The organism is Thioalkalivibrio sp. ALJ16 (assembly GCF_000377345.1).
Classification (GTDB): Bacteria; Pseudomonadota; Gammaproteobacteria; order Ectothiorhodospirales; family Ectothiorhodospiraceae; genus Thioalkalivibrio.
In genome coordinates this window covers 70,012-91,405 of the sequence record NZ_KB898037.1, presented here as the reverse complement: position 1 = coordinate 91,405, position 21,394 = coordinate 70,012, and the positions used below count along the sequence as shown (strand labels likewise).

The 21,394-nt window shown below is 66.2% G+C and carries 25 protein-coding genes; 23 read left to right on the top strand and 2 right to left on the bottom strand.

Features of this window, described 5'->3' with window-relative positions; translation table 11 throughout:
• Positions 1–132 precede the first annotated feature (132 nt).
• The 13 genes from soxY (at position 133) to D000_RS0100440 (ending at position 8,971) form a co-directional block, all read left to right on the top strand.
• Positions 133–603, top strand: coding sequence for a thiosulfate oxidation carrier protein SoxY (gene soxY / locus D000_RS0100500; protein WP_018871588.1), 471 nt, complete (start codon positions 133–135; stop codon positions 601–603).
• Between the two features lie 46 nt (positions 604–649).
• Positions 650–934: a thiosulfate oxidation carrier complex protein SoxZ gene (soxZ, locus tag D000_RS13270; RefSeq protein ID WP_038047392.1), complete on the top strand. Its 285-nt coding sequence runs from the start codon at positions 650–652 to the stop codon at positions 932–934.
• 120 nt (positions 935–1,054) lie between these two features.
• The gene (locus D000_RS0100490) at positions 1,055–1,426 is read left to right on the top strand and encodes a hypothetical protein (RefSeq protein ID WP_018871586.1); all 372 of its coding nucleotides are present in this window, start codon (positions 1,055–1,057) and stop codon (positions 1,424–1,426) included.
• A 138-nt stretch (positions 1,427–1,564) separates the two neighbouring features.
• Positions 1,565–2,158: an imidazoleglycerol-phosphate dehydratase HisB gene (hisB, locus tag D000_RS0100485; protein ID WP_018871585.1), complete on the top strand. Its 594-nt coding sequence runs from the start codon at positions 1,565–1,567 to the stop codon at positions 2,156–2,158.
• 24 nt (positions 2,159–2,182) lie between these two features.
• Positions 2,183–2,839: an imidazole glycerol phosphate synthase subunit HisH gene (gene hisH / locus D000_RS0100480; RefSeq protein ID WP_018871584.1), complete on the top strand. Its 657-nt coding sequence runs from the start codon at positions 2,183–2,185 to the stop codon at positions 2,837–2,839.
• Positions 2,840–2,849: 10 nt separating this feature from the next.
• Positions 2,850–3,581, top strand: coding sequence for a 1-(5-phosphoribosyl)-5-[(5-phosphoribosylamino)methylideneamino]imidazole-4-carboxamide isomerase (hisA, locus tag D000_RS0100475; RefSeq protein WP_018871583.1), 732 nt, complete (start codon positions 2,850–2,852; stop codon positions 3,579–3,581).
• Position 3,582: 1 nt separating this feature from the next.
• The gene (hisF, locus tag D000_RS0100470) at positions 3,583–4,377 is read left to right on the top strand and encodes an imidazole glycerol phosphate synthase subunit HisF (protein ID WP_018871582.1); all 795 of its coding nucleotides are present in this window, start codon (positions 3,583–3,585) and stop codon (positions 4,375–4,377) included.
• A complete protein-coding gene (locus tag D000_RS0100465; RefSeq protein ID WP_018871581.1) occupies positions 4,374–4,733 on the top strand; it encodes a phosphoribosyl-ATP diphosphatase in 360 nt (119 codons plus the stop codon). Before hisF ends, D000_RS0100465 begins: the two co-directional genes overlap by 4 nt.
• Positions 4,734–4,804: 71 nt before the next feature.
• The gene (tatA, locus tag D000_RS0100460; RefSeq protein ID WP_018871580.1) at positions 4,805–5,095 is read left to right on the top strand and encodes a twin-arginine translocase TatA/TatE family subunit; all 291 of its coding nucleotides are present in this window, start codon (positions 4,805–4,807) and stop codon (positions 5,093–5,095) included.
• Positions 5,096–5,139: 44 nt separating this feature from the next.
• Complete coding sequence (tatB, locus tag D000_RS0100455; protein WP_018871579.1) at positions 5,140–5,841, top strand: Sec-independent protein translocase protein TatB; 702 nt, start codon at positions 5,140–5,142, stop codon at positions 5,839–5,841.
• Positions 5,838–6,977, top strand: coding sequence for a twin-arginine translocase subunit TatC (tatC, locus tag D000_RS0100450; RefSeq protein WP_018871578.1), 1,140 nt, complete (start codon positions 5,838–5,840; stop codon positions 6,975–6,977). Before tatB ends, tatC begins: the two co-directional genes overlap by 4 nt.
• A 78-nt stretch (positions 6,978–7,055) precedes the next feature.
• Positions 7,056–8,606, top strand: a complete 1,551-nt coding sequence (gene gpmI, locus D000_RS0100445; protein WP_018871577.1) for a 2,3-bisphosphoglycerate-independent phosphoglycerate mutase — start codon at positions 7,056–7,058, stop codon at positions 8,604–8,606.
• 8 nt (positions 8,607–8,614) lie between these two features.
• Complete coding sequence (locus D000_RS0100440) at positions 8,615–8,971, top strand: cupin domain-containing protein (protein ID WP_018871576.1); 357 nt, start codon at positions 8,615–8,617, stop codon at positions 8,969–8,971.
• 42 nt (positions 8,972–9,013) lie between these two features.
• Here D000_RS0100440 and pyrE read toward each other — a convergent pair whose 3' ends face one another.
• Entirely contained in the window at positions 9,014–9,649 is a 636-nt protein-coding gene (gene pyrE / locus D000_RS0100435) for an orotate phosphoribosyltransferase (protein WP_018871575.1), read from the bottom strand.
• Positions 9,650–9,751: 102 nt separating this feature from the next.
• Between pyrE and D000_RS0100430 the strand changes: the two genes are divergently transcribed.
• Together D000_RS0100430 and D000_RS0100425 are read left to right on the top strand one after the other, a co-directional pair.
• A complete protein-coding gene (locus D000_RS0100430; protein WP_255349459.1) occupies positions 9,752–10,525 on the top strand; it encodes an exodeoxyribonuclease III in 774 nt (257 codons plus the stop codon).
• A gap of 30 nt (positions 10,526–10,555) precedes the next feature.
• The gene (locus D000_RS0100425) at positions 10,556–11,971 is read left to right on the top strand and encodes an AmpG family muropeptide MFS transporter (RefSeq protein WP_018871573.1); all 1,416 of its coding nucleotides are present in this window, start codon (positions 10,556–10,558) and stop codon (positions 11,969–11,971) included.
• A gap of 69 nt (positions 11,972–12,040) precedes the next feature.
• Here the strand turns inward: D000_RS0100425 and D000_RS0100420 are convergent, their stop codons facing one another.
• A complete protein-coding gene (locus D000_RS0100420) occupies positions 12,041–13,102 on the bottom strand; it encodes a porin (protein ID WP_018871572.1) in 1,062 nt (353 codons plus the stop codon).
• Positions 13,103–13,468: 366 nt separating this feature from the next.
• Between D000_RS0100420 and D000_RS0100415 the strand changes: the two genes are divergently transcribed.
• The 8 genes from D000_RS0100415 (at position 13,469) to asnB (ending at position 21,275) form a co-directional block, all read left to right on the top strand.
• Positions 13,469–13,993: a MarR family winged helix-turn-helix transcriptional regulator gene (locus tag D000_RS0100415; RefSeq protein ID WP_018871571.1), complete on the top strand. Its 525-nt coding sequence runs from the start codon at positions 13,469–13,471 to the stop codon at positions 13,991–13,993.
• A 23-nt stretch (positions 13,994–14,016) separates the two neighbouring features.
• Complete coding sequence (locus D000_RS0100410; protein WP_026279652.1) at positions 14,017–14,418, top strand: fibronectin type III domain-containing protein; 402 nt, start codon at positions 14,017–14,019, stop codon at positions 14,416–14,418.
• 69 nt (positions 14,419–14,487) lie between these two features.
• Complete coding sequence (locus D000_RS0100405; protein WP_018871569.1) at positions 14,488–15,729, top strand: Zn-dependent hydrolase; 1,242 nt, start codon at positions 14,488–14,490, stop codon at positions 15,727–15,729.
• A 36-nt stretch (positions 15,730–15,765) separates the two neighbouring features.
• Complete coding sequence (locus tag D000_RS0100400) at positions 15,766–16,509, top strand: cysteine hydrolase family protein (protein ID WP_018871568.1); 744 nt, start codon at positions 15,766–15,768, stop codon at positions 16,507–16,509.
• Positions 16,506–17,972: a sodium:solute symporter family protein gene (locus D000_RS0100395; RefSeq protein ID WP_018871567.1), complete on the top strand. Its 1,467-nt coding sequence runs from the start codon at positions 16,506–16,508 to the stop codon at positions 17,970–17,972. The genes D000_RS0100400 and D000_RS0100395 overlap by 4 nt, the downstream gene beginning before the upstream one ends.
• Positions 17,969–18,091: a hypothetical protein gene (locus D000_RS14435; protein WP_018871566.1), complete on the top strand. Its 123-nt coding sequence runs from the start codon at positions 17,969–17,971 to the stop codon at positions 18,089–18,091. Before D000_RS0100395 ends, D000_RS14435 begins: the two co-directional genes overlap by 4 nt.
• The gene (locus tag D000_RS0100385) at positions 18,079–19,161 is read left to right on the top strand and encodes an aspartate carbamoyltransferase (RefSeq protein ID WP_018871565.1); all 1,083 of its coding nucleotides are present in this window, start codon (positions 18,079–18,081) and stop codon (positions 19,159–19,161) included. The genes D000_RS14435 and D000_RS0100385 overlap by 13 nt, the downstream gene beginning before the upstream one ends.
• 95 nt (positions 19,162–19,256) lie before the next feature.
• Positions 19,257–21,275 (top strand): asparagine synthase (glutamine-hydrolyzing), encoded by a 2,019-nt coding sequence (asnB, locus tag D000_RS0100380; protein ID WP_018871564.1) that lies wholly within the window; start codon positions 19,257–19,259, stop codon positions 21,273–21,275.
• The last annotated feature ends 119 nt before the right edge of the window (positions 21,276–21,394 follow it).

The following is a 21,394-nucleotide window of genomic DNA, read 5'->3' as shown; positions in this document are numbered from 1 at the left end:
ACGGAGCCCGATCCGCAGGGAATACAGCCCTGCAGGTCACCGTCCAGAGCAACAGGCGTCACTGCGGCCCTGCCGCAAGGAACGCCCCCGGAATGATCCGGAACTGACCCACAAGATGAGAGGAGATCATCCATGATTAGCACCAAGCGCCGTGTCTTCCTGAAAGGCACCCTCGCTGCCGGTACCGTCGGTGTTGCCGTCGGCGCCGGCCTGCTGGCTCCGAGCAAGCTGCTGGCCGCCTGGCCGTCCGACGCCTTCGCCGCCGAAGGCCTGGCCGCCGCCATGGAAGCCGTCACCGGTACCAGCGACGTCCCGGATGGCGATGTCGAGCTGAGCGCCCCGGAAATCGCCGAAAACGGCGCCGTGGTTCCCGTCTCGATCTCCACTGGCATGGACAACGTGACCGAAATGGCCGTGTTCGTCGAGCTGAACAACCAGCCGCTGACCGCCCACTACGTTCTGGGTGATGGCGCGCACGCCAACATCTCCGGCCGTATCCGCATGGGCGAGTCCTCCAACGTGATCGCCGTCGCGAAGTCCGGCGACTCCTGGTACAAGACGGTTCAAGAAGTGAAGGTCACGGTCGGTGGCTGCGGCGGCTAACGCCGACCCCGAACCGCTGATCCGAACACTACTGGAGGTTTAAGATATGTCTATTCGAGTTCGCGCCCAGGAAAGCAACGGCGTTATCAATATCCGTGCTCTGATGAGCCACGACATGCTGGTCCCGGATGATGACGGTGGCCCGCACTTCATCGAGACCGTGGAAATCAAGCGTAATGGCACCACTGCCATCACCGCCAACTGGCACTACACTGTCTCGCGCAACCCGTTCCTGCAGGGTGAGATCGACGGCTCCGCCGGCGATACCATCACCGTCTCCTGGACGGACAACAAGGGCGAATCCGACTCTACTGACGTCGAAGTTCGCTAAAACACGGGGGTCACACCCCTTGTGGAAAAGCCGGGGCCTGTCCCCGGCTTTTTTGTGTCCGGGCGCCGCAGGCGGTGGGCGTGGCCTACACTCCAGACAGGCCCTTTCGCGAGGCACCCCATGGCCCCCGATGCCCCTGTTTCGTCCGCCCCCGAGACCTCCCTGCGCCCGGCCCTGTTGCTGGAGCCCCACCAGCCCCTGTGGCAGCGCCTGCCGAAGCGGGATGCACATGGCCGGCGCCTGGCGGACTTCATGATGCTGATTCCCGGCCTGCGCCAGCGCCCGCGGGACCAGATCCATGCACGTGCCCTCGCCATCGAGCGCGTGCTGAGCGGGTACGAGGCCGATGTGGCGTTCGTCGAGCTCAACCTGAAGCTGAATACCCTGTGGGTCTCCCTCCGTGCACGGCCGGGGCTTTGCATTGAACTGCCGGCCGCCATCCGCGACGCGGTCCCGGAGGCCCTGCTGGTCGGCCCGCGCCTGCAGCGTTAGGGAGCCCCTGATGTGAGCACCTCCGCGGGCCGGTGGCGGGTCTACCTCGGGGGCGCTGATCCCTGTATCCGCGCGGGTCTCATACCGGGCCGGCGCCAGCCTTGCTACACTGGCGTTTTATCGTGCCTGAACCGGAACATGACTGAACGTACCGCATCCGTCCGCCGCGACACCCTGGAGACCCGGATTGCCATCGAGTTGAACCTCGACGGTACCGGCAAAAGCCACCTCGAGACCGGTATCCCGTTCCTCGATCACATGCTGGACCAGGTGGCCCGCCACGGCCTGGTCGATCTGGATGTGCGCGCCGACGGGGACCTGCATATCGATGCCCACCACACCGTGGAGGACATCGGCATCACCCTGGGGCAGGCGCTGGCCCAGGCCCTGGGCGACAAGAAGGGTATCCGCCGTTACGGCCATGCCTACGTCCCGCTGGACGAGGCCCTGTCCCGCGTGGTGATCGACTTCTCGGGTCGGCCCGGGCTGGAGATGCACGCCGATTTTCGCCGCTCGCATATCGGCGACTTCGATGTCGACCTGTTTCACGAGTTCTTCCAGGGGCTGGTCAACCACGGCTGGATGACCCTGCATATCGATTGCCTGCGCGGCAACAACGCGCACCATGTCGCCGAGACCATCTTCAAGGCTTTCGGCCGGGCCCTGCGCGTGGCGGCGGAAATGGATCCGCGGTCGGCGGGCATGATGCCGTCCACCAAGGGCAGCCTGTAGCGGCGCAACGGACGAGGCCCGGCCATGGAAACTGTTGCCGTCATCGACTACGGCATGGGCAACCTGCACTCGGTGGTCCGTGCGCTGGAGCACGAGGCCACCGACGCCCAGCGCATCCTGCTGACGGATGACCCGGACGTGCTGCGCGCGGCCGATCGCCTGGTCTTCCCGGGCCAGGGCGCGGCTGGCGACGCCATGCAGGCGCTTGCACGCCGCGGACTGGACCGGCTGCTCCCGGAGCTGACCGCGGACCGGCCGTTTCTCGGCCTGTGTCTGGGCCAGCAGATCCTGATGCAGCACAGCGAGGAGAGCGGCGGGGTCGACCTGCTCGGGATCCTCCCGGGCGAGGTCGCGCGCTTTCCCGAAATGCAGGGGGTCGACGGGCGCCGCCTGAAGATTCCGCATATGGGCTGGAACCGGGTCATGCCCGCGGGCGAGCACCCGCTCTGGCATGGTCTGCCCGCCACGCCCTGGTTTTATTTCGTGCACAGTTACCGCGTGCAGCCGGCGGACGCGAACGATGTGGCCGGACGCACGGATTATGGCGAGACCTTTGCTTCGGCACTGGCGCGGGGCTCGCTGTTCACTATGCAGTGCCACCCGGAAAAGAGCGCGGCCTGCGGGCTGCGTCTGCTGCACAACTTTCTGCGCTGGGACGGAGACGGTCCCGGCGCTACGTGAGGAGTCGAGAATGCTGGTCATCCCCGCCATCGATCTGAAGGAAGGCAAGTGCGTCCGTCTGCGCCAGGGCAAGATGGAGGATTCCACCGTGTTTGGCGAAGACCCGGTGGAGATGGCCCGGCGCTGGGTCGATGCCGGTGCCGAACGCCTGCATATCGTGGATCTGGACGGTGCCTTCGCCGGGCAGCCGCGCAATGCCGCCGCGGTACATGCCATTGCCGAGGCCTTTCCCGACCTGCCGATCCAGATCGGCGGCGGCGTGCGTGACGAGGATACGGTCCAGGCCTATCTCGATGCCGGCGTCGAGTTCGTGATTATCGGCACCCGCGCGGTCAGTGCGCCACACTTCGTGAACGACCTGTGCCTGGAGTTTCCCGGGCGCATCATCGTGGGTCTGGACGCCAAAGACGGAAAGCTGGCGGTAGATGGCTGGTCCAAGCTGTCGCACCACGACGTGATCGACCTGGCCCAGCACTTCGAAGCCGACGGCGTGGTCGCCTTTGTCTACACCGACATCAGCCGTGACGGCATGATGAAGGGGCCGAACGTCGAGGCCACGGCGCGGCTGGCGGCCAATGTGCGCGTGCCGGTCATCGCCTCCGGCGGCATCAGCTCGCTGGATGACATCCGCAACCTGGCCGCATGCGAGGACGAGGGCATCACCGGCGCGATCGTCGGCCGCGCCCTGTACGAGGGGGCGTTCACCCTGGAAGAGGCCCGCAAGGCGGCCTCCGGGGCCTGAGATGCTCGCCAAGCGCGTGATCCCCTGTCTCGACGTGGACGCCGGCCGTGTGGTCAAGGGCGTCAACTTCGTGGGCATCCGTGATGCCGGCGACCCGGTGGAGATCGCGCGACGTTACAACGCGCAGGGTGCGGACGAAATCACCTTTCTCGACATCACCGCCTCCAGCGATGATCGCGACACCATCCTGCATGTGGTCGAGTCCGTCGCGCGCGAGGTGTTCATCCCGCTGACCGTGGGCGGTGGCGTACGCGCGGTGGAGGACATCCGGCGCCTGTTGAATGCCGGCGCCGACAAGGTGTCGATCAACACGGCCGCGGTGCATCGTCCCGAGCTGGTCCGCGAGGCCGCTGACTGGGTCGGTAGCCAGTGCATTGTGGTCGCGATCGACGCCAAGCAGGTGAGCGACAGGAATGAACCGCCGCGCTGGGAAGTCTTTACCCATGGGGGGCGCCGCGAGACCGGGCTGGATGTGGTCGAGTGGGCGCAGCGCATGGAGGCCCTGGGGGCCGGCGAGATCCTGCTGACCAGCATGGATCGCGACGGTACCCGCATCGGTTTCGACCTCGCCCTGACCCGCGCCGTCAGCGATGCGGTCGGGGTGCCGGTGATCGCCTCGGGCGGCGTCGGCGAATTGCAGCACCTGGTCGAGGGTGTGACCGAGGGCCACGCCGATGCGGTGCTGGCGGCCAGTATCTTCCATTTTGGTCAGCACACGGTGGGCGAGGCCAAGGACGCCATGGCGGCGGCCGGTGTGCCGGTGCGGCCCAACGACGCCGACGTGGTTGCGGCATGAGCGCCTCGAGCGGTACCGGCGCCGAGGTCCTGTCCGCGCTGGCCGAGGTCATCGAGCAGCGCCGTCAGGCTGACCCGGAGCAGTCGTACGTGGCCAGGCTCCATGCCCGCGGTCTGGACGAGATGCTCAAGAAGCTGGGCGAAGAATCTACCGAGACACTGATTGCCGCCAAGAACGACGATACCGATGCCCTGGTATCGGAAATGGCTGACCTGTGGTTTCATGCCCTGGTGGTTCTCGCGGCTCGCGGGCGGCACCCCGACGATGTCCTCGACGAACTGGCACGCCGCTTTGGCCTGTCCGGAATCGCCGAGAAGGCGGCGCGGCAGACCAGTGGGCGCCGCTCCGACCATTAGAAACGTCTTGTTGATTATGGGCCTGGCGCCGTTCAGGCTAACGCAAAGTTAAGTAACCGGAGACAGAGTTCATGGGTATTGGTGGCATCAGCATTTGGCAGCTCCTCATCATCCTTTTGATTGTCGTGCTGCTGTTCGGCACCAAGAAGCTGCGCAACATGGGCGGAGACATTGGCTCGGCGATGAAAAACTTCCGCCAGGCCGTCAAGGACCCGGACGGCGACGAGAAGAAGGAAGGCGAAGACGGCGAGCCGCGCGAGGTCGAGGACCAGACCGAAGGCAACGGCCGTGTGGTCGACGCCGAGGTGAAGAAGAGCAGCGAACAGGGCTCCGACGCCTCGCAGTCGGACAAGAAGTCCTGAGCTCCGAGGCCGGCGTGGCGGTCGGGCCTCACTGGCGGTAGCCCATGTTCGATATCGGCTTCTGGGAAATCATCATCATCGTGCTGGTGGCGCTGCTGGTCGTCGGGCCGGAGCGTCTGCCCGGTCTTGCGCGCGAGATCGGGCGCTGGGTCGGCAAGACCCGGCGTTTCGTGCATAGCGTGCGCTCCGACTTCGAGCAGGAGCTCCAGACTGACGAGCTGCGCAACATGCTCAAGAGTCAGGATCGCGAGATCCGCCAGCTGAAAAGCATGATGGACGAGACCGAGACCAGCCTGCGCGAGGACCTCGAGGATACCGAGCGCGGCCTGCGCGAAGACATCGAGGGCAAGTCGGCGTCGGGCCAGGCGTCCGCCGAGCCCGAGTCGAAGGCCCTGGAGGGCAAGAAGCCGAAGCCCGCCGTCCGCGACAAGCCTTCCATGCGCAGTCCTGATGCCGCAGTACGTGCCGATGATACGGCGGCGGATGCCGCTGACGCTGACGCGTCCCCCGAGATCCGTCGGGTGCCGACCAAGGGCAGCCTGGATGGCAATCTGATGACCGACGATCCGGCCCTGGCCGCCGAACAGAAGGCGCGCGCCGACGACCGTCCGCGCCAGAAGCCCAAGAAGCCCGCCGTGCGCGAGCGCCGTACCCCGGATCCGGCCGCCGATGATGCGTCGGGCCCGGAGGGCGAGCGCCGCGCCGACGATGCACCCGACGACCAGACCCCTGACAAGCACTCATGAGCAAGACCAAACCGGGGGTTGAGCCGAGTCCGGAAGCGACCGAGACCCTGCTCTCGCATCTGATCGAACTGCGGGATCGCATCCTCAGGATGTTCATCGCCATCCTGGTGGTGTTCCTGGTCCTGTTCCCGTTCGCCAACCCGATCTACACCTGGCTGGCCGATCCGCTGATGCAGCATCTGCCGGAAGGCACCAGCATGATCGCGATCGACGTCGCCGCGCCGTTCCTGATCCCGTTCAAGCTGACCTTGCTGCTGGCGGTGGTCATCAGCATCCCGTACCTGCTGTACCAGGTCTGGTCCTTTGTGGCGCCGGGCCTGTACGCCCACGAAAAGAGCATGGCGCTGCCGCTGGTGGCGTCCTCCACCGCGCTGTTCTACCTCGGTATGGCATTCGCCTATTTCGTGGTGTTCCCGCTGATCTTTGCCTTCTTTACCGCGACGGCGCCCGAGGGGGTGTCGGTGATGACCGACATCTCGCGCTACCTGTCGTTCGTGATCATGCTGTTCATCGCGTTCGGCATCGCCTTCGAGGTGCCGGTGGCCACCATCCTGCTGGTCTCGATGGGCGCGACCACCCCGGACAAGCTGGCCCAGAAGCGGCCCTACGTGATTGTCGGCGTGTTCCTGGTCGGCATGGTGCTGACGCCGCCGGACATCATCTCGCAGACCCTGCTGGCCCTGCCGATGTGGCTGCTGTTCGAGGTGGGCCTGATCCTGTCGCGGATCATGGAACGCAAGAAGGCCCGACGCCGGGCCGAGGCTGCGGACGACAGCGGTGCCAGCGGCGACGGGCCGGACGACGACGGTCCGGGTGGCGGTGGCAGCAACAAGCCGCGTGGTGGCGGCAGTGGCGGCGGGTCCGCCGGGAAGACCGCTGCGGTCTCCGGTGCCGGGGCCTCCGGCAGCGCCGGGACCGCCGCCGGTGAAGGCACCACGGCCGCGGCGCGTACCGGCTATACCCCGCTGACTGACGACGAGATGGACGCCGAGCTCGACCGTATCGAGGAGGAGCAGGCGGAACTCCGGCGTCAGCGCGAGGCGCGCGAGACCAGCGCCAGGAAGTCCTCCAGCGCGAGCGGCGGTGACGATGATGGCCCGTCGCAGGAAGACTACGACGAGGGGCGCGTTCGCTAGGTAACCGCGGCCACGCCCCCAGCATCGGAACTTGCTAAAATACTCGGGTAATCCATTGACCCAGGTATAGAACCCGCGATGGCAGACCCGCGCCCGACCCCCCGCCGCCCCGTCCTTCTGATCATCATGGATGGTGTGGGCGTAAACCCCTCGAAGCTGAACAACGCCTTTGCCGAGGCCAGCACGCCGCGGCTGGACGAATACCTGTCCACCCATACGCACACCACGCTGGATGCCTGCGGCCGCGCCGTGGGGCTCCCCGACGGGCAGATGGGCAATTCCGAGGTCGGCCATCTGACGCTGGGCGCGGGCACGGTTATCAACCAGGACCTGGTGCGGATTGATGACTCCATCACCGACGGCAGCTTCTACGAGAACGATGCCCTGGTCAGCGCCGCACGCGCCGCGGTCGCCAAGGACCAGCCGCTGCACCTGATCGGTCTGGTCTCCGATGGCGGCGTGCACTCGCATATTCGCCACCTGCGTGCCCTGGTCGAGATCTGCCAGCGCGAGGGCGCCCGGCCCATGGTGCACATGATCACCGACGGTCGCGACACCGCGCCGCGTTCGGCCCTCCACTACCTCGACCCGCTGGAGGAAGAGCTGGCGAACGCCGGCGGCGCGATCGCCACTGTGTGCGGGCGCTATTACGCGATGGACCGCGACAAGCGCTGGCAGCGTACCGAGAGGGCCTTCCGCGCCATCGCCTATGGCGAGGGCGAGCCGGTCGCGTCGGCCCGCGAGGCGATCGAGACCGCCTATGCCGCCGGCGAGGACGACGAGTTCATCAACCCGCGCATCGTGAATGGCGGTGCGCCGCTGGGTCAGGACGCGGTCTGCGTCCTGTTCAACTTCCGCAACGACCGTCCGCGCCAGCTGACCGCCGCGCTGGGCATGGACGATTTCGACGGCTTTGATCGCGGTGATTTCCACCCGGTGTCCGAGACCTGCCTGACCGAATACGATCCGCGTTTCCTCTCCCCGATCGCGTTCCCACCGGAACGTCCCTCGACCACGCTGGGCAGTACTATCGCCTCTGCCGGCATCCCGCAGTTCCACTGCGCGGAGACCGAGAAATACGCCCACGTGACCTTCTTCTTCAACGGCGGCAAGGAAGAGCCCTACGCCGGGGAGCAGCGCGTGATGGTGCCCTCGCCGGCGGTAGATACCTACGACGAGCAGCCGGAGATGAGCGCGCGGCAGGTGGCCGACGAGACCATCCAGGCGATGCAGAGCGGGCGCTACGGCTTCATCCTGGTCAACTTCGCCAACGGCGACATGGTCGGGCACACCGCCAAACGCGACGCCCTGATCGAGGCGGTTCAGGTCCTCGACCGGGAGGTCGGGCGGGTACTGGATGCGGCGAAGGAGCTCGAGTACTCCGCGATCGTGACCGCCGATCATGGCAACTGCGACGAATACATCGACCCGGTCACCGGTGCCCCGCATACCCAGCACACGATCTACCCGGTCATGTGCATGATCACCGACTCCCAGCGCTGGCGCCTGCGCACCGGCGGCGGGCTGGCCGATGTGGCACCCACGGTGCTGGAACTGATGGGCGTGCCCAAACCCTCGGCCATGGGGGGGCGCAGCCTGCTGCTCGAGGAAGTTCCGGAGTCCGCGTGAGCGCGACGATGCACACGCACTACGCTGAAATCCCGGCCTACGACACCAAGGACGGCTCCGAGATCCGCGAGCTGATGCACCCGGATACCCACGGCAACGCGGCCCAGAGCCTGGCCGAGGCGGTGGTGCAGCCGGGGGCCACCACGCTGCTGCATCGCCACGCGCGAACCGAAGAGCTCTATCACATCACCCGTGGCGCGGGCGAAATGCGGCTGGGCGCGAAGACCTTCGCCGTCGCCGCGGGCGATACCGTCTGCATCGCGCCCGGCACCCCGCACAACATCCGCAATACCGGCACCGGGCCGCTGCACATCCTGTGCAGCTGCTCGCCGCCGTACTCGCACGACGACACCGAGCTTCTCTAGCCCCCGGCTACCGCGGCGTTACCCGCGTCATTGCGAGGCCGCCTAAACGCCGTACTCGGCGCGATAGGCGCGCAGCGCGTCCAGGTGTTCCGGGGCGCGCCCGGTATCCTCGAGCATCGCGACCAGATCGCCCAGCCGCGCGACGCGGATCACCTGCAGGCCCAGATCGGCCTCGACCTCCTGGATGGCCGAGCGTTCGCCGCGGCCACGTTCCTCGCGGTCCAGGGCAATGGCAACCCCCACCGGCGTGGCACCCGCCGCGCGGATCAAGTCCACCGATTCGCGAATCGCGGTGCCGGCGGTGATCACGTCGTCCACGATCAGCACGCGCCCGGCCAGCGGTGCACCGACGATGTTGCCGCCTTCGCCATGGTCCTTCGCCTCCTTCCGATTGAAGGCCCAGGGCCGGTCCATGCCGTGATCACGGTACAGCGCCTCGGTCACCGCTGCCGCCAGCGGGATCCCCTTGTACGCCGGACCGAATACCAGATCGAACTCGATGCCGGAATCGACGATGGCCCGGGCGTAGAACTCGCCCAGTCGCGCCAGATCGGAACCCCGGTTGAACAGCCCGGCGTTGAAGAAGTAGGGGCTAATGCGCCCGGACTTCAGGGTGAACTCGCCAAAGCGCAGGACGTCGCGTTGCAGGGCATATTCGAGGAAGGCGTGGGCGGTCATCGGGCGGCTCCGGTCTCAAACCCCGTATTTTGACACAGTCCGTCACGGGCTCCGACCCGCGGGGCTTTTCCGCGCCGGCGCCCGCGGGTATCGTTCTGCGCCATGCGCATACTCTCAATGAACGCCAACGGCATTCGTGCCGCTGCCCGCAAGGGCTTTTTCGACTGGCTCCCCACGACCGCCGCCGACGTCACCTGCATCCAGGAGACCAAGGCCCAGATTCACCAGATCCAGGGCGAGCCGTTCCATCCGCGCGGTCACCACTGCGCCTATGTCGACGCGGTCAAGCCCGGCTACAGCGGCGTGGCCCTGTACAGCCGGCAGCAGCCGGACGAGGTCATCACCCGTATCGGCTTCGAGGAGGCGGATCAGGAAGGCCGTTACGTGGAGATGCGTTTCGGCAACCTGTCAGTGGTCTCGCTGTACCTGCCGTCCGGGTCCTCGGGCGACCACCGCCAGGAGTCCAAGTGGCGCTTCCTCGATTTCTTTCGGCCCTGGCTGACCGAACGCATGCAGGACGGGCGCGAATGGGTGATCTGTGGCGACTGGAACATCGCCCACCGCGAGATCGACCTGCGCAACTGGAAATCCAACCAGAAGAACTCGGGCTTCCTGCCCGAGGAACGCGCCTGGCTCGATCACCTGTTCGACGAGATCGGCATGGTGGACGTCTTCCGCCGGCTGGACGAGCGTCCCGAGCAGTACACCTGGTGGTCCAACCGGGGCCAGGCCTGGGCCAAGAACGTCGGCTGGCGCATCGATTACCAGATCGCGACCCCCGGCATCGCCGCCACCGCGCGCGACCCGTACATTCATACCGACGACCGCTTCTCCGATCACGCGCCGTTCTGGATCGACTATGACTACACGCCCTGAGCGGGGTGTCCTGCCCCGCGGTCGGCGCTCATGACCGGTATTGCCGACGCGCAACGCCCCCCGAGCCGCGACTGGCGTGCGGCGCTGGCGGTCTACCGCCATCCGCGCGTCATCGGGATGCTGTTTCTGGGCTTTGCCGCCGGCCTGCCGCTGCTGCTGACCGGCGGGACATTCACCGCCTGGCTGCGCGACCTCGGCGTGGAGCTGGCCTCCATCGGCTTCCTGTCCTGGGTCGGGATGGCCTACAGCATCAAGGTCTTCTGGGCCCCGGTAGTCGACCGCCTGGCCCTGCCGTTTCTCACCCGGGTGTTCGGGCGTCGCCGTGCCTGGATGCTGTTCGCCCAGGCCGTGATCATCCTTGGCCTGGCCGGCATCGCCCTGACCGACCCGGTGGAGCAGCTCTGGCTGGTCGCCGTCTGGGCCGTACTGACCGCCTTCGGGGCCGCGACCCAGGACATTGCCATCGATGCCTACCGCATCGAAGCGGTCAGTCAGGAGCGCCAGGGCGCAATGGCGGCGGCCTACGTGTTCGGCTACCGCGTGGCGCTGCTGACCGCCGGGGCCGGGGCGCTGCACATCGCCGCGGCCGGCAGCTGGAGCCTGTCGTACGCCGCCATGGCGGCGCTGATGCTGGTCGGTGTGATCTGCACGCTGATCGTGCGCGAGCCCGAAGTCGCCCGGCGTGATTCCGCCACCGCCCGGCTCGAGGACCGGGTGGTCCACTACCTCAACAACACCTCCGACACCGGCTGGTGGCGCGGGCTGAAGGCCTGGTTCATCGGTGCGGTGATCTGCCCCTTCGTCGAATTCTGGCAGCGCTTCGGGAAGATCGCCCTGGTGGTGATCGCCTTCATTGCGGTGTTCCGCATCAGCGACATCTTCATGGGCGTGATGGCCAATCCGTTCTACCTGGACCTCGGCTTCACCAAGGACGAGATCGCCAACATCGCCGCCGCTTTCGGCCTGGCCATGACCCTGACCGGCGCGGCCCTCGGCGGCCTGCTGGTCGTGCGCTTCGGCATCATGCGCATGCTCATTGCCACCGCGATCCTGGCCCCACTAACCAACCTGACCTTCTCCTGGCTGGCGACCCTGGGACCGGAGGCCTACGGGCTGGTGTTCGCAATCATGGCCGACAACCTGTCCGGCGGAATGGCCATCTCGGTGTTCATTGCATACCTCTCCAGCCTCACCAACAGCGCCTACACCGCCACCCAGTACGCCCTGTTCAGCTCCATCATGACGTTGCCGGGGCAGTTCCTCGCCGGCTTCACGGGCGTACTCGCCGAACACATCGGCTGGGTCTGGTTCTTCGCCAGCTCCGCCCTGATCGGCATCCCCACCATCCTGCTCGCCTTTGCCCTGATGCGCTGGGCCAACCCCGACCGCATGCCCCAGCCCGGACGTCCGGAGCTCGCCGAGCCCCCCGCCCGCGAAGAGACATGACCGTTTCGTTCTTGTTAAAAAAACCCCGGCGCGGGGCCGGGGTTTGTTCCTTTGGTGCTATGTGGTTGCTCAGAAGTCGAACCGAAGGCCCGCCGCAATGACCTGCCCACCTTGTGCGTTGGCAGGGAAATCCTGGAGCCCGCCGCGCCGTGGGGTGATCGCGGCAGTCTCTTCTTCGTAGTAGTACTCGGCGAAGAATTTCAGGCTGTCGTTGTACTGGTAATCGTACCCAAGATGGACAATATCTTCACCGTAGTTGTCCACATTCGCGAGCATGGCCTTGAAAGTGTTCTTCCCAAGGGTGTAGCTGGCAAAGACATTGAAGGCCTCGCCGCCATCTTCGTTGAAGGCGCCAGACGTATCATTAAACGTATCGAACTGTTCGTACTTCGCAGCGAAGTACCAGTCTCCCATCTGATGTGATGCGGACAGGCCGTAAATGCGGTCTCGCTCCCCGTTAGCGTTGCCTCGGTCGTCGACACCAGCCGAAATGGTGGTATCGCCAAAGTTATATGAAGCCGTGAACTGGGCACGACTGTCGTCGATCCGAGAGGTGGAGCTCTCGTTGCCTCGGTCGTCGGAATAGGAGGCCGCGAACGAGAAGCCATTGAAGTCGGGGCTGTAGTAAGCGACAGAATCCCTCACACGGAACACGGTGTAGGTCGCGAAGCCGCTGTAGTAGGTGCTGAACATATCGACCGGAAAGGAGATGGCGTTGTAGTAGGGGAGCCACTGCTGTCCGATCTGAATGGTCCCGAAATCTCCTCGCAGCCCAACTTGGGCAACTCGAACTTCCTCTTCCTGATCATAAGGGTCCTGAACTTTCAGGTTCGCACTGTCCAGGGCGATTTCGAGTTGACCGAACAGCTCCAACTGGTCGTTGATGTCGTAGTTCATATGGACCCCGAGCCTGGAATACGCATCCCGCATACCCCAATATGAATCTACACCCCCATCGCTTTCATTCCGGTTATCTGGCCGCACGTACTCGCCGTGGGTACGCAGCGACCCGTAGAAATCGAAGTTGAGACCACCCGCACCTTCGGCGACGGCGGCATTCGGGCCCAGGAACAGGGCCAGGGCAACGGCACCGGACAGGGGCGCCAGGGTCCAGCTGGTCGTCTTTTTCATTGCAATTCCTCTTCTGGTAGGCGTTATGGCTGCTGCCCGCGATGCTCCCGGGCGGATAGACGAGCGTCTTGCGCACGAAATCGTGTTCGGCGGCACTTATAAGTAAAACCTAATGCGTTGTAAACACGTGACGCAAGTTCAGCGTGTTGTTGTGTGACCGCGACACCTTGCAGGCGTTCCTTGGCCTGCCGGGCCTCAGGCGGTGCCCGTCTCGCCGTGATCGGCAGCGGATTCTGCGTGAGAAAGCGCTCCCCTGAACCCCTGTTTAGTGGCCGGGAGGCGATTCCGCCACCCGGGCATCAAGTTGCAACGGAACTATTTTTGTACAAAAATAACCAAACAGATGCTGAAATAACGAGAAATGCGATGTCGCTGAGCCAGGCCACACGATCGGGGCCGGAACCCGATCCGAACAACAGTACCGAGCCCGATGTCGTGCGCTCGGTCATCCGCCAGCTCCGCGTGATTATTCGGGCGCTGCAGGGGCACTCGCGCACGGTGGAGCGTGCCTGCGGCATCAGCGCCTCGCAGCTGTGGGCCCTGTGGGAGCTGCAGCGGACCCCGGGGCTCAACGTCAGCGATCTCTCGCGCCGGCTGTCGGTGCACGCCTCGACCACATCCAATCTGCTCGACAAGCTGGAACAGCGCGGCCTGATCGAGCGCCGCCGTCCGGAGAAGGACCAGCGCATTGTGCGCCTGTACGTGACCGACCAGGGGATGGAACTGCTGGACCGAGCTCCGGCGGCCCCTCAGGGCGAGCTCAACCGTGCGCTGCAGTCGCTGCCGAAGGGGCGCCTGGACGACCTGAACCAGGGGCTGGACCTGCTCGTGGAGGCCATGAACACCACTGAAGAACGGGCCGGACTTCAGCCGTTCGACGGCAAGTCCTGAGACCCACGATGCGCTGGCCCGCGATGAGTGCCGCTCGTTCCCTGCTGCTGGCGCTGTTGTGGCTGCCGCTGGCGGTGCAGGCGGCTCCAGCCTTCGACGCCCCCCCCGAGCGTTCCACGGACGGGGGCTTTACCCTGAGCTGGGAGGCCGCTGGCGCCGTCGCTCTGGAGCAGGCCGCGGGCCCGGATCACGGCGATGCACGCATCATCTACGAAGGCCATGACACCAGCACGGTGGTGAGCGGTCTGCCCGATGGCGAATACCGCTTCCGCCTGCGTGCCAGCGACGCCGACGACTGGTCGGATACGGCCACGGTCCGCGTCGAGCATCACAGCCTGGCTCGCGCATTCGGCTTCTTCGTGCTGGGGGGCGTCGTCTTTCTGGTCCTGATCGTGGCCATCCTGCGCGGTCGCCCACGCGGCTGAATTCACCTGCCCCGCCCCGTCGATCCGCGTGTACCGCGACCGGGGCCGGCGGCCTTATCGGAGAACACGATGAACGAACTCAAGATCAACATGCAGCGCCTGCAGCAGGACATTACCGAGCTGGGGCAGATCGGACGCGACGCTGACCGTGGCCTGCACCGCCGTGCCTTCAGCGAGGGCGACCGTGCCGGGCGCGAGTGGTTTCGCGGCCGCCTGGAGGCTGCGGGCCTGGACGTCTGGCAGGACGGTGCCGCCAACCTGCACGGCCGGCTCGACTACGACGGCAAGCGCCCGGTGGTCGCCATGGGCTCGCATCTCGATACCGTCCCGGGGGGCGGCCCGCTGGATGGTGCCCTCGGGGTGCTGATCGGGCTGGAGGTGCTGCGCACGGCCAAGGACCACGCGGTCGATCTGCAGTACCCGCTGGAGGTGATCGACTTCACCGACGAGGAGGGCCGTTTCGGCGGCATGTTCGGGTCGCAGGCAATGGCCGGAAAGCTGACCCCGGAGAGCATCAGCCATGCCCGGGATCTCGAGGGCATCACCCTGGTCGAGGCGATGGCCAACTGGGGTCTGAATGCCGACGATGCGCTGAGCGCGCGGCGCGACCCGCACTCCCTGCACGCTTTCATCGAGACCCATATCGAACAGGGCCCGGTGCTGGATCGCCGCGGCCTGAGTGTGGGCGTGGTCGAGGCCATTACCGGCCTGTTCAAGTGGGAGGTGCGCCTGAAGGGGCAGCCGAACCATGCCGGCACCACACCGATGGACATGCGTAATGATGCCTTTCAGGGGCTGGCCGAGTTCGGCGGCGAGATCAATCGCCTGCTGGAAGAGCACGGCAGCCCGAACTCGCGCGCGACCATCGGCCGCGTAGAGCTCTCGCCGGGCGCGGCGAACACCGTGCCGGGCATGGCGACTTTCTCCTTCGAGGTGCGCGATACCGACGAGAAGGTCCTGACCGCGCTGGCCCACGCGGCCCGTCGCACGCTGTCCAGCCTCGCGCGCCGGCGCGACCTGATGTTCGAGTTCGATGTGCTCTCCGAGATCGACCCGGTGCGCTGTGACACGGGCATCGTGCAGACCATCGAGGCGACCGCCGAACGCATGGGCCTGGAGTACCTGACCATGCCCAGCGGGGCCGCCCACGACACCCAGAGCATGAGCGCGATCACGCGCACCGGCATGATCTTCGTGCCGAGCCTGCAGGGGCGTAGCCATTCCGCGGCGGAATGGACAAACTGGGAAGATATCGAGACGGGCGCCAACCTGACGCTGCAAAGCGCCCTGGCCCTGGCCGCCCGTCCGTGAGCATCCCCCATCACCGCGACCCAAGGACCGACCGGCATGGCCAATAACGACAACGTGTCCCAGCTCACCGACTACGACTCCCTGGATCCGCTGCGCGAGCAGTACCAGGAGAGCCTGATCACGACCCCGGTCCTGCGTCAGGAGCTGCGCGAGCATCACGTCGCCCTGCTGTGCATCGACCTGCAGTACCTCGATGCCGCGCGCGGTCACGGTGTGTTCGCCGACTCGATGCAGTCCGGCGTGCCGCCCGAGGCCCAGGAGTACTACTTCAACCGCCTGGAACAGACGGTGCTCCCAAACGTGCGCCGCCTGCAGGATGCGTTCCGCGAGCAGGGGCTGGAGGTGATCCACACGCGCATCCGCTCGCTGACCCGCGATGGCCGCGACCGCAGCCCGGGTCACAAGCGCCTGAACCTGCATGCCGCGCCCGGCTCCAAGGATGCGGAGTTCGTCGAACAGGTGGCGCCGGTGGGCGACGAGATCGTGCTGGACAAGACCGCCAGCGGGGTCTTCAACTCGACCAACCTGCACTACATCCTGCGCAACCTGAACATCTCGGCGCTGTTCATCGTGGGCGTGTACTCCAACGAGTGCGTATCCACGGCCGTGCGCGATGCCTGTGACCTGGGCTTCTATGTCACGCTGATGGACGACGCCACCGCGACGGTGACCCCGGAGATGCAGAAGGCGACGATTACCACCATCAAGGATCGCTACGCCCGCGTGATGACCACCGACGAGGCGATCCGCGAGATCAAAAAGGTGAAGGAGGCCTCGTGAACGGTCTCGACGCCCCGATCCTCCCGAGCTCCATCGCCTGGGGGCTGCTGATCGCGTTCAGCATCCTCTGGGTGGCGCTCGGCTGGTGGCTGGGTCGTCACAACAAGACCGCCGAGGACCACATGCTGGCCGGGCGCAATGTCGGCATGGCGCTGGCCACTGCGACCGCGATGGCTACCTGGGTCACCGCCAATACCACGATGACCGCCCCGCAGCTGGCGCTGCAGCTCGGTGTCTGGGGCATGCTCGGGTATTCGCTGGGGGCGCTGGGCCTGATCCTGTTCGCGCCGCTGGCCCGCCGCATCCGCGAGCTGATGCCGCGCGGCTTCACCTCCGGCGATTTCATCCGCCTGCGCTTCGGCACCTTCACCTGGCGCGTGTTCCTGGTGGTTTCGCTGATTTACGCCTTCGGCTGGCTGGTCTCGATGGCGATGGCCGGCGGGGTGCTGATCAATGCCCTGGCCGGAATCGACTATCGCGTGGGCATGACCGTGATCCTGACCGTCTGCGTGATCTACACCCTGCTGGGCGGTCTGCGCGCGGTCATCGGGACCGACTTTATCCAGACCATCATCATCATCGCGGGGGCGGCGTTTATCGCCTGGCTGACCATCGACAAGGTCGGGTTCGAGGCGATCCACTTCAACCTGATGGAAGAGCGCCCGGAACTGCTGAGCCTGCTGTTCCCGGCCGCGATCATGTTCCTTTTCAACAACCTGCTGTTCGGGGTGGGCGAGATCTTCCACTCCAACGTCTGGTGGTCGCGCGCCTTCGCCTTTGGCCGCAACGTCGGCTTCCGCGCCTACCTGCTGGGAGGGCTGCTGTGGCTGCCGATCCCGATCGTGGCCGGCTTCATCGCCCTGGCCACGCCGGCGCTGGGCATCAACGTGCCCGCCGCGGACATGGTCGGGCCGCTGGTCGCGGCCGAGGTGCTCGGCCTGACCGGCGCGATCGTGGTCTTCATCGTCGTCTTCGCCGCGCTGGCCTCGAGCCTCGACTCGCTGCTGGCGGCCACCTCGGACCTGGTCACCCGCGATATCTACCGCGGCCATATCCGCCCGCAGGCCAGCGAGCAGAGCCAGTTTCGCGCGACCAAGGTGATCGTGGTGCTGCTGGGGTTGCTGACCTGGCTGGCCGCGAGCTATCGCGGCTCGCTGCCGATCATTGGTTCGCTGGCCGAGCTGCTGTACTTCACCGGCGCTTTCGTGGCCTCCGCGATCTGGCCGATCGTCGCCGGGCTGTACTGGCAGCGGGCGAACCCGCAAGGCGCGGCCTGGTCGATGATACTGGGGTCGGGTGTCGGGCTCGCCAGCTACTTCCTGATCGGTTTCTACGTCGCGGCACTGGTGGGCGCAGCGGTGTCGCTGGCGGTGATGGTGCTCAGCACCTGGCTGGCACCGCGCCCGTTCGACTGGGACCGCCTCGCGCGGGATGATGTCCAACCGAAGGGGAGTCCGGCATGACTGTCTCGACCACGGCCCTGACGCTCATCGTGGTGGCCGCCACCCTGATGGCCACCCTGACCCCGATCCTGCTGCTGGCCCTGTTCATTCGCGACTGGAAAAAAGGATGCCTCTGGTGAACTACACCGAAGATCCCTTGCACGCCCTTAATCCCAAGGACGGTACCGCCGGTACGGACCGCCCCCGGGCCCTGCTGACCGCAGTGGAGGAAGACCCGGACCCGCTATTGAAGCTGGCGGCCTCGCATGTGGTCTCCAGCCAGCAATTCACGCGTGACGAACTGCTGCAGCTGTTCCGCCTGGCGGCGCAGTACGAGACCACCCCGGCCCTGATGCACCTGCCGCTGGCGGGCAAGATCCTGATCAGTGCGTTCTACGAGCCGTCCACCCGCACGCGGCTGTCCTTCGAGAGCGCCTGGCACCGGCTTGGCGGGGCGGTGATGTCGATCACCGACCCCAAGAGCACCGGCATCGCCAAGGGTGAATCGCTGGCGGACATCGCCGAGATGTTCAACAACTATGGCGACGTGCTGGTGCTGCGCTCCTCGGATGGCGAGGCCGCGCACAACATGCTGGAGAACCTGCGCATCCCGCTGGTCAACGCCGGCAACGGCATCGACGAGCACCCGACCCAGGCGCTGGCGGATGTCTACACCCTGGCCAAGTGGCGCCCGGAGCTGTTCACCGGCCCGGTGGCGCCGGAGGACCGCATCAAGGTCGGCATCATCGGGGTGCCCTCGCGCATGCGCACGGTGCGCTCGCTGCTGCGCCTGCTGAGCCTGTTCCCGGAGGCGATCGCGGAGGTCGTGATCATCTCGCGCGAGGACGAGAACTTCGATCCCGGCCAGCGCGAGGAACTGGAAGAGGCCGGCCTGAACCTGCGCGTGGTGCACGAACTGGACCCGGTGCTGCCGGAGCTGGACGTGGTGTACATCAACGCCATCGCCTGGGTGGGCGATACCTTCGAGTCCATGGGCGAGGGCCTGAAGCTGGACCGCAACTCCCCGCTGAAGAAGGGCGCGATCATCCTGCACCCGCTGGCGCGCGGTGCGGAGCTGTCCACGGACCTCGATGACACCCCGCACAACTGGTATTTCGCCCAGGCCCGCGGGGCGGTGTTTGTGCGCATGGCGCTGCTGACCAGCGTGGTCCGCCGCATCAGCGCGGTCATGGACACCCCGGAAGACTGAACCTCGTACTGAACTGAACCGCGAGTGGCGTGGCGCGCCGGAACGGACCGGGCCGCGCCCCGCTCGCACCGAACGGATAACCAAGGAGACATGCCATGTGTGGCATCGCCGGAATCTTTCACGCCGACCCCAACCGCAAGGTCGACCCCCAGACCCTGGTCAACATGGCCGCAATCCAGTATCACCGCGGCCCCGACGGCTTCGGCTACCGGACGCAGGACGACCGCGGCGTGGGCTTCTCCCATGCCCGCCTGTCGATCATCGACCTGGACGAGAATCGCGGCCGCCAGCCGTTCTGCATGACCGACGGCTCCATCATGACCGCGGTCAACGGCGAGCTGTACGACTACAAGCGCATCCGCACCGACCTGACCTCGCGCGGGGTGCAGTTCCGCACCAAGAGCGACTCCGAGATGGTCATGCACCTGTACCGGCGCGAGGGACTGGAGGATGCGATCAAGCACTTCCGCGGCGAGTTCGCGATCTCGCTGTACGACCGCAAGCGCGACCGCCTGGTGCTGATCCGCGACCGCTTCGGCATCAAGCCGCTGTACTTCACCGAGGCCAATGGCAGCTTCGTGTTCGGCTCCGAGCTGAAGGTGCTGTTCGCGAACCCCGACGTCCCGCGCCAGTTCGCCGACGACGGCCTGTACCACCAGCTGATGCAGACCATGGTCCCGGGGACCACCGCGTTCGAGGGTATCCAGCAGGTGAAGCCCGGCCACATGGTCATCGTCGAGCGGGCCCACGGCAAGCTGAAGGTGCGCCAGGAGAAATACTGGGACATGGACTTCCCGCTGGCCTCCGAGCGCCCGCCCGAGGAGGACACCGACGAGAACTACTGGATCGAGGGCGTGCGCGAACAGCTGATGGAGGCCGTCCAGCTGCGTCTGGAGGCCGATGTGCCGGTCGCCTGTTACCTCTCCGGGGGGATCGATTCCTGCATCACCCTGGGCCTGGCCTCGGCCAGCCAGCAGGCGCCGGTCAAGGCCTTCACCATCGGCTTCGACAACGACGACTACGACGAGACCGCGATCGCCCGCGAGATGGCCGAGAGCGTCGGCGCCGACCAGGACATCCTGCGGCTGGATGCCGACCACCTCTACGACAACTTCGAAGAGGCCCTGTGGCACGCCGAGCGCACCATCTACAACACCCTCGGTGTGGCCAAGCTGCTGATGAGCCGGCACGTGAACGAGGCCGGCTACAAGGTGGTGGTCACCGGCGAGGGCTCGGACGAGCTGTTCGGCGGCTACCCGGCCTTCCGCCGCGACATGTTCCTGCACGGCCTGGACACCCTGCCGGAGGCCGACCGGGTCGCCTGGCAGCAGATGCTGAACGAGTCCAACGAGCTGTTCTCCGGCGCGATGCTGGCCGAGGACGAGGTCGATGACCCCGAGTTCACGAAGATGATGGGCTTTACCCCGTCCTGCCTGCAGCCCTGGCTGGCGGCGGCCGAGCACGTGCCCGGCCTGCTGGCGCCGGAGCGCCGCGAACGCATGCAGGGCTATCAGCCCGGCCGTGCGATCGCCAACGCCCTGGACGACGACATGCTGGAAGGCCGGCACCCGCTGGACAAGGCCCAGTACGTCTGGATAAAGACCATGCTGGAGGGCCAGATCCTGACCTGGGGGGGCGACCGCATGGACATGGCCAACTCCATGGAGGCGCGCCCGCCGTTTCTCGACCATCACCTGGCCGAGTTCTGCGCCCACCTCCCGCCGACCCTGCGTATCAAGGGCCGCACCGAGAAGTACGTGCTGCGCGAATCGATGAAGGGCCTGCTGCCGAAGGTGCTCTACGAGCGCGAGAAGTTCGCGTTCATGGCCCCGCCCGCGCACACCGATCCGGTCAAGTGGGCGGCGATGAAGGCCCTGGCCGATCGCTATCTGTCGCCGGAGAAGGTGGCCGAGGCGGGCCTGCTGGACCCGGAGGGCGTGCGCCGCGTGTTCGAGATCCACGAGGACGAGAACACCCCGGCGGCCACCCAGGTCCAGCTGGACGCCGTGATCAACCACATGATCGGCGTGCAGGTGCTGCACGAGAAGTTCGTCGCCACCGACATCCCGGCACTGGCGCAGCAGAAGGCCGACGAGTTCGGCTGGCGTCCCTGACCGGGCCCGGCGCCCTCTGCGCTTCGCCAGAAGCGGTATCTCGTCAGTGCTTGCTGGTGGTTGCTGGGTGCGGTGGTGGCCGTGCAACCCGAACCGGGACGGCTGGACGGGGGATTCCC